The organism is Collinsella sp. AF04-24 (assembly GCF_003465685.1).
Taxonomy (GTDB): domain Bacteria; phylum Actinomycetota; class Coriobacteriia; order Coriobacteriales; family Coriobacteriaceae; genus Collinsella; species Collinsella aerofaciens_AP.
This window is the reverse complement of sequence record NZ_QSBK01000009.1, coordinates 66,507-79,133: the sequence shown is the minus strand read 5'-3', so window position 1 is coordinate 79,133 and position 12,627 is coordinate 66,507. Positions and strand designations below refer to the sequence as shown.

General features: G+C 62.5%; 8 protein-coding genes. 6 read left to right on the top strand and 2 right to left on the bottom strand.

All coding sequences use genetic code 11. From position 1 onward, the window contains the following. Nucleotides 1-27 precede the first annotated feature (27 nt). On the top strand, nucleotides 28-2,256 hold the full coding sequence (gene ligA / locus DWV32_RS05065; RefSeq protein ID WP_117757438.1) for an NAD-dependent DNA ligase LigA: 2,229 nt from the start codon (nucleotides 28-30) through the stop codon (nucleotides 2,254-2,256). A 58-nt stretch (nucleotides 2,257-2,314) separates the two neighbouring features. On the opposite strand, the gene DWV32_RS05060 is transcribed toward ligA, so the two are convergent. Continuing rightward, nucleotides 2,315-3,154, bottom strand: coding sequence for a MerR family transcriptional regulator (locus DWV32_RS05060; protein ID WP_233540414.1), 840 nt, complete (start codon nucleotides 3,152-3,154; stop codon nucleotides 2,315-2,317). 63 nt (nucleotides 3,155-3,217) lie between these two features. Beyond that, complete coding sequence (locus DWV32_RS05055; RefSeq protein ID WP_117757436.1) at nucleotides 3,218-4,564, bottom strand: MATE family efflux transporter; 1,347 nt, start codon at nucleotides 4,562-4,564, stop codon at nucleotides 3,218-3,220. 315 nt (nucleotides 4,565-4,879) lie between these two features. On the opposite strand from DWV32_RS05055, the gene DWV32_RS05050 reads away from it, so the two are divergent. From DWV32_RS05050 to DWV32_RS05030, 5 genes are all read left to right on the top strand, one after another. After that, nucleotides 4,880-6,655 carry an ABC transporter ATP-binding protein gene (locus DWV32_RS05050; protein ID WP_117757461.1) on the top strand — a complete coding sequence of 592 codons (1,776 nt, stop codon included), beginning with the start codon at nucleotides 4,880-4,882 and terminating at the stop codon, nucleotides 6,653-6,655. Beyond that, nucleotides 6,648-8,546: an ABC transporter ATP-binding protein gene (locus tag DWV32_RS05045; RefSeq protein ID WP_117757435.1), complete on the top strand. Its 1,899-nt coding sequence runs from the start codon at nucleotides 6,648-6,650 to the stop codon at nucleotides 8,544-8,546. Before DWV32_RS05050 ends, DWV32_RS05045 begins: the two co-directional genes overlap by 8 nt. Nucleotides 8,547-8,792: 246 nt before the next feature. Beyond that, nucleotides 8,793-9,848 (top strand): GTP 3',8-cyclase MoaA, encoded by a 1,056-nt coding sequence (gene moaA, locus DWV32_RS05040; RefSeq protein WP_233540410.1) that lies wholly within the window; start codon nucleotides 8,793-8,795, stop codon nucleotides 9,846-9,848. A 4-nt stretch (nucleotides 9,849-9,852) separates the two neighbouring features. After that, nucleotides 9,853-11,163, top strand: coding sequence for a molybdopterin-guanine dinucleotide biosynthesis protein B (mobB, locus tag DWV32_RS10525; RefSeq protein ID WP_117757434.1), 1,311 nt, complete (start codon nucleotides 9,853-9,855; stop codon nucleotides 11,161-11,163). A gap of 155 nt (nucleotides 11,164-11,318) precedes the next feature. Next, nucleotides 11,319-12,599 (top strand): MFS transporter, encoded by a 1,281-nt coding sequence (locus tag DWV32_RS05030; RefSeq protein ID WP_158566074.1) that lies wholly within the window; start codon nucleotides 11,319-11,321, stop codon nucleotides 12,597-12,599. The last annotated feature ends 28 nt before the right edge of the window (nucleotides 12,600-12,627 follow it).

Genomic DNA, 12,627 nt, shown 5'->3' with positions numbered 1-12,627 from the left:
TTTGAAATCGAGCGAAGGAGTGCCGCTATGGAGCAATCGAGCCTGTTTGGTGACGGCGTGGACATCGATACCGAAACGCCCGCGAGCGCGGATGCCGCTGCACCGGCCGACGCCCATGCCCAGGCCGCCGCGCGCGCGGCCGAGCTGCGCCACGAGCTCGATTACCACGCCTATCGCTACTACATGCTTGACGCGCCCGAGATCACGGACGCCGCCTTCGACAAAATGCTCGTTGAGCTGCAGGAGATCGAGGCGGCCTATCCCGACCTGGTGACGCCCGACAGCTATACCCAGCGCGTGGGCGGATACGTGAGCGAGCAGTTTACGCCGGTCACGCACATGGCACGCATGTATTCCATGGACGATGCCATGGATCTGGACGAACTTGATGCGTGGCTCCAGCGCACCGAGGATGCCCTCGGTGCCGGTAGCGTCACCTATACCTGCGAGCTTAAGATCGACGGCCTGGGCGTGGCCCTTACCTACCAAAACGGCACCTTCGTACGCGCCGCCACGCGCGGCGACGGCACCACGGGCGAGGATGTGTCGCTCAACGTCCGTACCATCAAGGATGTGCCCATGCACCTGTCCGAACCTGCGCTCGCCCACATGGGTGCCGACCGCGAGCGCACCATTGAGGTGCGCGGCGAGGTCTACATGCCCAAGGGCAGCTTTGTGCGTCTGAACGACGAGGCCGATGCCGAGGGCCGCGACCCCTTCGCCAACCCGCGCAACGCCGCCGCCGGCAGCCTGCGTCAAAAGGATCCCAAGGTCACGGCGCGCCGCGATCTGGCCACCTTTATCTACGCCATCGCCGATACCGACCCGCTGCACGTCCACAGCCAGCGCGAGTTCCTGGACTGGCTGCGTAGCGCTGGCTTTAGCGTCAACCCCAACGTGGCTCGTTGCGCCACGCCGTCCGAGGTCCACGAGTTCTGTGCCCAGGCGCTCGAGCACCGCGACGACCTGGATTACGACATCGACGGCGTGGTCGTAAAGGTCGACAGCTTCCAACAGCAGCTCAACCTGGGCTTTACTGCCCGCGCACCGCGCTGGGCCATTGCCTTTAAGTTCCCACCCGAGGAAAAGCAGACCGTCCTGCGCGAAATTCGCATCCAGGTGGGTCGCACCGGTGTGCTCACGCCGGTCGCCGAGTTCGACCCGGTGACGGTCGCCGGCTCCACCATCGCGCGCGCCACGCTGCACAACATCGACGAGATCCGCCGCAAAAACGTGCGCGAGGGCGATACCATCATCGTGCACAAGGCGGGCGACGTAATCCCTGAGGTCGTGGGTCCGGTGCTTGACAAGCGTCCGGCCGACAGCGTTGACTGGCAGATGCCCGAGGTCTGCCCCGTGTGCGGCAGCCCCGTGGTCCACGAGGATGGCGAGGTGGCCTACCGCTGCGTATCGATCGACTGCCCCGCACAGCTCAAGGAGCGTCTGCTCCATTGGGTGAGCCGCGGCTGCATGGACGTGGACGGCCTGGGCGACGAAATCGTCGACAAGATGATCGCTGCCGGCCTGATCCACGATGTCGCGGACTTCTACCAACTCACGGTCGACGACATCGCAGGCCTGGACACGGGCCGCGTGTACGCCAGCTCCAACAGCAAAAAGGGCGTCAAGAAGGGCGACCCCGTTCCGGTAGGCCTCAAGACGGCCGAGAAAATCATCGCCGAGCTCAACAAGTCCAAGAGCCAGCCACTCGGGCGTGTGCTGTTTGCCCTGGGCGTCCGCCATGTGGGCAAGAGCGTGGGCGAGGTCATCGCCGAGCGATTCCTGTCGATTGACAAGCTCATCTTGGCGAGCGAAGAGGATATTGCCGAGTGCGAGGGCATCGGTCCCAAGATTGCGGCGAGCGTCAAGCAGTTCCTGGCCGTGCCCGAAAACCTTGCCGTGCTGGAGCGTCTGCGCCAGGCAGGCCTGTCGCTCGAGGTTGACTTGGGCGCTGCGCACGCGCAAGCCGCAGCCGACGCTGGCGTGGCAGGCGAGCTCGCCGACGCTCAACCGCTCGCGGGTCTGACCTTCGTGCTGACGGGCACGCTCGTCAACCGCACGCGCGATGAGGCGGGCGCGGCACTTAAGGTGCTCGGCGCCAAGGTTTCGGGCAGCGTGTCGAAGAAGACGAGCTATCTGGTCGCCGGCCCCAAAGCGGGCTCCAAGCTTACCAAGGCCGAGCAGCTGGGTGTGCCCGTGCTGGACGAGGACGCGCTCGAGCAGATCCTGGCTACTGGCGAGGTGCCCCAGGCTTAGCGCATCGATAGCCAAATTGAAGAACCGCCCGGAAAGCATGATGCCTTCCGGGCGGTTCTTACTTTGCTGGGGCAACCGGCACCGTGATCTGCGTCACGTAGGTCGCTGGGTCATCGCTGATGATGTCGTCGATGAGGGCGATCTCGCGTGAGGGACCGGCGGGTGCCAGGCCGTGCTCGCGCATATAGCTGAGCAGCTGCTCGTAGCGTGGGGCTGCTTGCCCGTGCGTGCCGCGGAAGCTTATGGTCAGGCAGCGCGCGGCAGGTCGCGTCTCAACATCGCCCAAGTAATCATCGGTGTCATCGAGCAGCAGAAAGACCTCGTCGTAGCCATTAAAGTCACCGGCTGCCAGGCGTTCGGGCGCGATACCCACACCCAGATTGCCCAGATAGGCAAAGGTTTCGTGCTGCCCCTGCTGAAGCTGGCGGATATGCCATCCCAGCGAATAGGCGTCGGTGGGATTGACGCGCTCGTGCAGCGTGGCGCAGCGAAGTTCGGGTTCCTCGATTTCGCTAATGGTGTCGAGATCAGCATTCAAAGCGCCATGAAGCAAGGCAAGCCGCTGGTCAATCTTGCGCGACATGCGCTCCAACTCACGCCGCCTGTGCTCAATTAACTCCTGTTGCTTGGTCAGTTGCCGTTGCATCAAATCCATATCGCGCGTAGTGACAAACTCGCGAATTTGCGCCAACGGCAAGTCGAGAACGCGCAGGTTGCCGATGGTGTTGAGGGTGGAGAGCTGCCGGGATCCGTAGTAGCGGTACCCGCTCGTCGGATCGACATATGCCGGCTCCAATAGCCCCATCTGTTCGTAATGGCGCAGTGTGCCCACGCTCAAATTGAGCAAGCGCGCCACCTCGCCAATGCGGAGCAGGCCCTCGGTGTGTTCGCTTGGCATGTCGGTCACAGGACCGCTCCTTTCGGTAAAACAGGGGAGAGGCGCTAGGCCTGCGTCGCCTCGCTACGCCACCAGCTTGTCAAAAGTTCCGCGGCGGTTGAGCACGGTAAATGCAATCACGCAGATGACCGCCGACAGAATCGAGCCGCACGGCGAGGCGATACCCATGGGGAACAGCGTGTCGGAATAGGCGTTCGACAGCAGCCACGCGCCCGGCACGCGAATGAGCGCCACGGCCAGCACGTTGTGCGCAAAGCCGATGTAGCTCTTGCCATACGCAGCGAAAAAGCCACTAAAGCAAATGTGGATGCCGGCAAAAATCGCGTCGAAAATATAACTGTGTATATAGCCGGTACCGGCTGCGACCACCGCGGCGTCCTTGGCAAAAAAGCCAATAAACGCCGGCGCCACTAGCCACATCAGCACCGTGATTAGGCAGCCGTATACTACCGAGATGGTCATGGCATCCTTGAGCACCTGACGCGCGCGGTCGCCCTTGCCTTCGCCGGCGTTTTGCGCCGTGAGCGCGCTGACGGTGGCACCCATGGAACTCGGCACAATGAACAAAAAGCTGATCATCTTTTCGACCAGGCCCACGGCGGCGGCGTCGACCAGACCGCGGTGGTTGGCGATGACGGTGATAAACATAAACGCCACCTGGATGCAGCCGTCCTGCACGGCCACGGGTACGCCGATCTTAAGAATGCTGCCGAGCACCTCGGGCTGGGGGCGCAGGTCGCTGCGCTTAACATGGATGTTTGTGCGACGGCTCTTGAGCCACACGAGCGCGAGGGCAACGCTGGCTGTCTGCGCGGTCACCGTGCCGAGCGCCGCGCCCACGGGGCCGAGCCCCATGTGGCCGATAAACAGAAAGTCGAGCGCGATGTTGATGATGCACGCCACGCCGATCACGTACATGGGCGAGCGCGAATCGCCCAGCCCGCGAAAGATGGCCGAGAGGATGTTGTACGCGGCGATAAAGGGAATGCCGATAAAGCAAATGCGCAGGTAGGCGGCGGTGCCTTCGACCGCCTCGGCCGGCGTGCCAATGAGCGCCACGATCTGCGGGCACAGTGCGAGCAAGGCAGCGGCCAGTACCACCGAGACACCCATAAACAGCGTGATGGTATTGCCGATGGCGGTCTCGGCACGATCGAAGCGGCGCGAGCCCACGGCGTGGCCGACGATGACCGTCGTTCCCATGGCCAGACCCACGAGCGTCACGGTAATGATATAGAGCGTCTGCGCGCCGTTGCCCACAGCGGTGATGCCGGCAGCGCCGCTAAACTGCCCCATCATGTACAGATCGGCCATGCCGTAGAGCATCTGCAAAAAGTAGGAGAGCATATAGGGCAGGGCAAAGACCGCGATGGTCTTGAGGACATTGCCGCGTGTGAGGTCGTGTTCCATGGGCGGGGCACTTTCTGGCTTGGGTCGTTTACGTACCAGTGTAGTGAAAACCCTACAACGATTGTAGAGTCAAGGTTTGTGTCGGCAGTGGGGCGAAAAAGTCACGCTCGCGTTCATTTCTAATTGAATACGGACGTGCGCCCTGTGAGCATGGCGCCTGCACTAGCCTTGCAGAAATCGATTTCGGAACACTTGACACCGCCGCACGGCGCGCCATAATACGTGGGTTTGCGAACAACGTTTGATGGGGGATGAACCTGCGTGCGCAATCTCAAGATTTTGTTTTCCTATCTGGGGGCATACCGCCGCGATGCCATGCTCGGCGTGCTCTTTGTGACTGCCGAGACGGCGCTCGAGCTGTTTATCCCGGTCATCATGGCAAATATCATCGATGTGGGCGTGCCCGCGGGCGACATCAACTACATGCTGTTGCAGGGCACGTATATGCTGTTGTGTGCCGCATGTTCGCTGGTGCTTGGCTTGGGCTATGCGCGCACGTCCGCCCGCGTTGCCTCGGGGCTGGGCGCTAACCTGCGCGAGGCCGAGTATCGTAAGATCCAGACGCTCGCTTTTGGCAATCTGGACAACTACGACGCCAGCTCGCTGGTCACTCGCATGACCACCGACATCACCGTGATTCAAAACGCCGTAGGTAACGGCTTTCGCCCCATGGTGCGCGGTCCCGTGACGCTCATCGTCGGCTTGGTCTATGCGCTGGTGCTGTCGCGTCCGCTCGCCACCGTTTTCGCGATCATCCTGCCGGTGCTGGCGATCGTGCTGGGCGTTATCACCTATCGCGTCAGTCCGCTCTACCGCCAGCTGCAGACCTCGATGGACCATCTCAACGGTGTGGTGCAGGAGGACCTCACCGCCGTGCGCGCCGTCAAGGCGTACGTGCGCGCCGAGCACGAGGAGGCCAAGTTCGATGCCGTCAATACCGAGCTCGCGCGCACGGCGACGAAGACCTTTGGCAACGCCGTGCTCAACCTGCCAGTGTTTCAGCTGTCGATGTACGTGGCGGCGCTTTCCATTCTGTGGATCGGCGGGCGCATGATTCTTGCCGGCGAGCTCGGTGTGGGCTCGCTCACGGGCTTTATGAGCTATGTGCTGCTGATCATGAACTCGCTCATGATGATTTCCAACGTGTTTTTGCTGCTCACCCGCGCTCTCACGAGTGTGGGCCGTATCGCAGAGGTGCTCGATGAGGAGCCCTTTATCGCCAACCCTGCGGGGGACCTTGCGACTGCGGGGCCAGTGGACGGCAGTATCGAGTTTCGCGACGTTTCCTTTAAATACCGCGCGGATGCAGCCGAGGACGTGCTCGAGCATATCGACCTTCGCATCGAGAGCGGCTCGACGGTGGGCATCCTCGGCGGCACGGGCTCGGGCAAGAGCTCGCTTGTGCAGCTGATTGCGCGCCTGTACGACGCCACCGAGGGCGCCGTACTTGTGGGCGGACACGACGTGCGCGACTACGACCTCGCGACCTTGCGCGACGCGGTGGGCATTGTGCTGCAAAAGAATGTGCTGTTCACGGGCACCGTGCGCGAGAACTTGCAGTGGGGCAATCCGCAGGCGTCGGACGATGAGCTCCTCGCGGCTTGCCGCGCGGCGTGCGTGGACGAGTTCCTTGATCGCATCGGCGGGCTGGAAGGCGAGTTGGGTCAAGGCGGCGCCGGTGTTTCGGGTGGCCAGAAGCAGCGCCTGTGCATTGCGCGCACGCTGCTCAAGCATCCGCGCGTGCTCATTTTTGATGACTCCACCAGCGCGGTCGACATGGCGACCGACGCTAAGATTCGCGAGCACATCGCTCAGATTCCCAATACGACCGTGCTCATCATCGCACAGCGCATTGCGAGCGTCATGGATGCCGATCGCATTGTGGTGTTGGACGACGGTTGTGTCCACGGCGCGGGCACGCACGAGGAACTGCTGGTGGGCGACAACATATACCAGGAGATTTACGCCTCGCAGATGGAGTTCGCGGGGAACGCGGACACCGGCGACGGCTGCGACGATGGCTGCGCGAATGATCCGTTTTCCTGCGTTCCCAGCGGATCGCCCTTGGAAGGGGGTGAGCGCCATGCCTAAGACCGCAGCCCAAGCACGCCCTGCCGACCTCAAGCGCTCGGTGCGCCGCCTGCTCTCCTACATGGGGCATGCCAAGTTCTCGTTGCTCGCGGTGGGCGTGCTCGCCTCCGTCGCCGCCATCGCGAGCCTCGCCGGCACCTACATGGTGCGCCCTATCGTTAACGGTTTGGCCACGGGCGGGGAGGAGCTGCTCGCCAAGCAGGTCATCCTGACGGCGATCATCTACGCCGCGGGCGTGCTCTCGGCTCTGGGCTACTCACAGATTATGGTGCGCGCGGCCCAGCGCGTGGTCTCCGATATCCGCCGCGACCTGTTTGCGCACATCCAGATGCTGCCGCTGAGCTACTTCGACAGCACGCGCTCGGGTGACATCATGAGCTTTTTCACCAACGATGTCGACACTGTCTCCGAGGCGCTCAACAACAGCTTTGCCAACGTGATTCAGGCCGCCATTCAGGTTGTGGGCACCACGGCCATGCTCATCATCCTTAACTGGCAGCTCACGATTATCACGCTCGTGTGCGATGCGGCCATTGTGCTGTATGCGCGCTACTCGGGCGCGCGCTCTAAGCGCTTCTTTGCCGCCCAGCAGGCATCGCTGGGCGATTTGGACGGATATATCGAAGAGATGGTCTCGGGCCAAAAGGTCATCAAGGTCTTTAACCGCGAGGCAGCGAATGTTGCCGGCTTCGCCTGCCGCAACGACGAGCTTCGCCGTACCGGCACCGCCGCCGTGAGCTATGCCAACTCCATGGTGCCCATGACCGTCGTGATTGGCTACGTCAACTATGCCATCGTCGCCGTGGCGGGCGGCATGCTCTGCATCAAGGGACTCGCCGACGTGGGCGCGCTTGCAAGTTACCTGGTCTTTGTACGCCAGGCGGCCATGCCCATCAACCAGTTTACGCAGCTGGGCAACTTTTTGCTCAACGCGCTGGCCGGTGCCGAGCGCCTGTTTGCCGCCATGGACCTTAAGCCCGAGGTGGACGAGGGCTACGTGGAGCTGGTGCAGACGGGCGACGCCGCGTGGGCGTGGAAAATTCCCGAGGGCCAGGGCGTGGGCGCGTACGGGCACTTGCATGACGTGGCAGCCGTTGATGAGTCGGGCCGCGCGGTGGCTGCCGACGGTACCGAGCTCACGTGCGGCTTGGTTCCGCTTGCCGGCGACGTGCGCTTCCATGCCGTGGACTTTTCCTACGTGCCGGGCACCCGCGTGCTCACGGACCTCAACCTGTTTGCCAAGCCGGGGCAAAAGATCGCGTTTGTGGGCTCGACGGGCGCCGGAAAGACGACCATCACCAACCTCATCAACCGCTTCTACGAGGTCGATGACGGCGAGATCACGTACGACGGCATCGACGTCAAGCACATTGCCAAGGCCAGCCTGCGCGGGTCGCTCGGCATTGTGCTGCAGGATACGCACCTGTTTAGCGGCACCATTGCGCAGAACATCCGCTTTGGCAAGCTCGACGCGACCGACGAGGAGGTGCGCGCCGCTGCCGAGGCGGCCTGCGCCGACTCGTTTATTCGCCGCCTGCCTAGAGGCTACGACACGCCGGTCACGGCCGACGGCGCCAACCTGTCGCAGGGCCAGCGCCAGCTGCTCGCCATCGCGCGCGTGGCCGTCGCTGACCCGCCGGTGCTCATCCTGGACGAGGCCACTTCGAGCATCGACACGCGCACCGAAAAGCTCATCGAGCGCGGTATGGACCGCATCATGCGCGGACGCACCACGTTTATGATCGCGCACCGCCTGTCCACCGTCCGCGACGCCGATGCCATCATGGTCCTCGAACACGGCCGCATCATCGAGCGCGGCGCGCACGAAGAACTGCTCGCCCAGCACGGCGAGTACTGGCAGCTGGCGCATGGCTTAAAAGAGTTGGATTAACCCGTTCGAGCACGATGCTTTGGTCCCTCCGTGCCTCTCACCTCGCCTCAAACCATCACAACATTCGACGTCTTTTGCCAATAACGGGAAAAGCATCGAATGTTGTGATGGTTTGTATGCTGAGGATGGGCTTGGAAAGTCCGTTTTGCTCAAAGCGACCTGTCCTGTCGTACGGGTGTCGGCATGATTCTCTCGTGGGGTATTATGTTTTCCGAAGAATAAAACGCCGCGTGAGGGGAGGGCTGCGTGGACGGGCACGTGCAACATGACGGTTTTGGCCGCGATATCAACTACCTGCGCATTGCCGTTACCGACAAGTGTAATTTTCGCTGCATTTACTGCATGCCGGCCGATGGCGTGGCACCCCGCGCACACGACGAGCTGCTCAGCGCCGAGGAAATCGCCCGCTTTGTGCGCTTGGTGGCGGGGGAGGGCATTCGCCGCGTGCGCCTGACGGGCGGCGAGCCGCTGGTCAGCCGTCGTATCATTCCGCTCATTCGTGACATCCGCGCGATCCCGCAGATTGAGGACATCTCGCTTACCACCAACGGCGCCCTGTTGCCCAAACTGGCACCGCAGCTCAAAGATGCCGGGCTTAACCGCGTCAACATCTCGCTCGACACGCTCGACCCTACGCTCTTTGGAAAGATCACGCGCCTGGGCCGGCTCGAGCAGACCATGGCAGGCATCGACGCGGCGCTTGCCTGGGGCTTTGAGCCCGTTAAGGTCAACTGCGTTGTTGTGCGCCGGCTCAACCAGGATGTGGCGGCCCTCGCGCGCCTGACCGTCGACCGTCCCATTCACCTGCGCTTTATCGAATATATGCCCATCGGTGACGAGCACACGAGCTCGCATTGTGCCGTAGACCCTCACGCGCCCACGCTCAATTCCGAGCTGTGGGACGCGAGTGACACCGTGCCGAGTGACGAGCTGCGGGAGCGTATCAATGCCGGGGCCACCGCGGCGGGACTGGGCGAGCTCGAGCCGCTCGACATCAACGACGCTCCTGCCGGCGCGGGCCCTGCGCGCTACTGGCGCTTTCCGGGTGCGGCGGGAACGGTCGGCTTCATCAGCGCCATGTCCAACCATTTTTGCGCGAATTGCAACCGTCTGCGCCTGACGGCCGATGGCAACGTGCGTCCGTGCCTGTTCAGCGATGCCGAGTATTCGGTGCGTGAGGCGCTGCGCCGTGGTGATGATATGCAGGTACTTTCGATTTGGCGCGATGCCGTGGCCCACAAACCGCAGGAACACGCGATAATTGAGGGCACGCAACGATTTATGTCCCAAATCGGAGGATGATCATATGGCCAAGAGCAGGTACGCCGATGCCACCAAGGCCGCTCGCAGGGCCGCGATGTCTGCCCACAAAGTCACGGCTGCAGCGAATGCCGGCAACGCCGACGCGTCCGCGCAGCCGACTGCCAGCGCTGTCGCCGAGCCCGCCCGTGGCGCTCGTCGCGACGAACTGACGCACGTGGACGCCAAGGGCGAGGTACGCATGGTCGACGTGTCCGACAAGGCCGAGACCCATCGCATTGCTATCGCCGAGGGCACCATCCTCATGCATCCCGAGACGCAGGCCATGGTGCTGCAGGACCGCGCCAAGAAGGGCGACGTGCTTGCCTGCGCGCGCGTGGCGGGCATTATGGCCATCAAGCGCACGAGTGACATCATCCCCATGTGCCATCCGTTGCTCATTACTAAGAGCAAGTGCGACATTGCGCCCATCGCTCCGGCGGGGATGCCGGCCGATGACGTGCCCGAGGGCTGGGCGCCGGCGCGCGCGGACGGACAGGTTGGCTTTCACGTACTGGTTACGGCCGGCGTGACGGGCAAGACGGGTATCGAGATGGAGGCGCTGACCGGCGCGAGTGCCGCGTGCCTTACGATCTATGACATGTGCAAGGCCGTCGATCGCGGCATGGAGATTGTCGACGTGCGCCTGCTGCACAAGGAGGGCGGCCGCTCGGGTGTGTGGGATCGTGCGGAGCGTCAGGCCGCTGCTGTTGAGGCCGTGGCCGCTGACGGTGCCGCACCCGCAAGCGCGCCTGTCGCCGTCGCGCCCGCAGCTCCCACTCCGGCCGTTCCCGCGATCGCGTTTATCGGCTACCAAAACTCGGGCAAGACCACACTCGTCGAGAAGGTTATTGCCGAGCTCACCCGCCGCGGCCTGCGCGTGGGCTCGCTCAAGCATCACGGGCATCACGGCTTTGATATCGACGTGCCCGCTAAGGATACGTGGCGCCATCACCAGGCCGGATCCAAGCACGTGGGCCTCATCTGTGCCACGCGCTGGGCGGAGTACGCCGACACGCGCGAGGAGGACGAGATGCCCGCGCGCGAGCTGCTGTCGCGCTACAACGATGTCGACGTGGTGATCATTGAGGGCTACAAGACCGAGGGCTTCGACAACATCGTGGTCGCGCGCTCCGGTGTCGACCGTTTGCGCGGCAAGAGCTCACTCGACCTGGTCGATGGCCACACGCTGGCCCTTGCCTGCAATGAGGCCCTTGCACGTCAGGCCTTCGATGCCGGCTTCGCGACCCGAGCCATCAACATCAACGATGCCCGAGCCATCTGCGATCTGATCCAAGACCACCTCGGTAGACTTTAGGGACATGCCTTAAAATCTACCAAGTAGTTCATGTTGGGCGGAAAGACGTAAGGAAAGGGCTCGATGCGACCTTAGTTAGGCATACGGATAGATTGAGTTAATGGACGGCGGATGAATGACCGCTGCCCGCTATTTGTATGCAACAAGGAGCCCCCATGCCCGCATCTGTATTCCCAAAATTCCACTCGTCGCTGTCCGCGCAGGCTAAACGCCTGGTGGCAATGCGCTTTCTCATCTACACTGGCTTTCAGACCAGTTATTTTATCGGCGTCATCGGAACGCTCACCTATGCAGACGATGCCTCAGTCGTGGCGACATCGCTGGCCGTCCTGTTTATGAATGTATTTGTGATCCTGGGATCCTTTGCGGGTGGAGCGGCGCTCGATGCCTGGGGCCCGCGACGCCATTTCTTGCTGAGCATCGTCGGCGCGCTTGCAACCGGCACGGCAATCATTGCCTTTGGTGGTGCGACCGGCATTGTCCTGCTCGGCGCGGTGCTCTTAGGCTTTACGATGGGATTTGCCCAACCCATCGCCACATCTTATCCGGCCTACCTCACCGACGACCCCGCCGAACTCAAAGACATCAATTCCGCCATCGCCATGTTCTCAAATGTGAGCATTATCGTCGGACCCACGCTGGGCGGCTTTGTCGCGGCGGCTGCGCCGTCGCGCGCGGTGTTCGTGCTCATGATGCTCTTTACCGTGCTGGCGCTCGTCGCCGGTTGGGGCTTTAGGCCGCAGACCAGCCATGTCGCCGGGCATGCGGATGCCGATTCGGCAGAGGAAGGGGAGCGTGCGGGACAAAGCTCCAACCCCAGCGCATCCTCCCGCGCCACCTTCGCAGCCAGCATCAAGACAGTCTTCACCAACAGCGTTCTCGCCCTGCTGTTTTGCATCATCTTCCTCTCGAACTTTGGCTACGGTGCCTTCGATCCGCTCGAGTCGTTTTTCTATCGCGATGTTCTGCACGTTGGCGTTGAGTGGATGGGCTGGCTCTCGTCTGCCTGCGGTGTCGGCGCGGTGCTGGGTGCCGTGCTCGCGCTCCGCTTGCCGCCGCACCTGGTCAACCTTAAAACGCTGCTCGTGGCGCTTATGTCCGTGGGCCTGGGAAGTCTGCTCTATGTGGGGACACCGTACGTGGGCGTGGCCCTCGTCGGCCAGATCGCCCTGGGTATAGCTTGGGGTGTCGTCAACCCGCTCCACAACACCATTGTGCAGACGACGGCTCCGCTCGAGCAACTCGGCCGTGTGAACTCGGTCATGGGCTTTGGCAATATGTTCGCTGGTGTGGCCCCTCTGGCGATTGCCCCCTGGCTGGCGGCGACGTTTGGCGTGCAGCAGACGCTCGTTGGTGCGGGTATGGTCGTGACGGCAGTTCCTGTGGCGTTGCTGCTGTTTGGACGTCGGCATCTGGATCGTGCCGCAAAGCAGTAAAAACCATCACAACATTCGATGAAAATCG

Coding starts and splice junctions, on each gene's coding strand:
- mobB (WP_117757434.1), top strand. CDS start 9,853: ATGGCCAAGAGCAGGTACGCCGATGCCACCAAGGCCGCTCGCAGGGCC.
- DWV32_RS05045 (WP_117757435.1), top strand. CDS start 6,648: ATGCCTAAGACCGCAGCCCAAGCACGCCCTGCCGACCTCAAGCGCTCG.
- DWV32_RS05030 (WP_158566074.1), top strand. CDS start 11,319: ATGCCCGCATCTGTATTCCCAAAATTCCACTCGTCGCTGTCCGCGCAG.
- ligA (WP_117757438.1), top strand. CDS start 28: ATGGAGCAATCGAGCCTGTTTGGTGACGGCGTGGACATCGATACCGAA.
- DWV32_RS05055 (WP_117757436.1), bottom strand. CDS start 4,564: ATGGAACACGACCTCACACGCGGCAATGTCCTCAAGACCATCGCGGTC.
- DWV32_RS05050 (WP_117757461.1), top strand. CDS start 4,880: ATGCTCGGCGTGCTCTTTGTGACTGCCGAGACGGCGCTCGAGCTGTTT.
- DWV32_RS05060 (WP_233540414.1), bottom strand. CDS start 3,154: ATGCCAAGCGAACACACCGAGGGCCTGCTCCGCATTGGCGAGGTGGCG.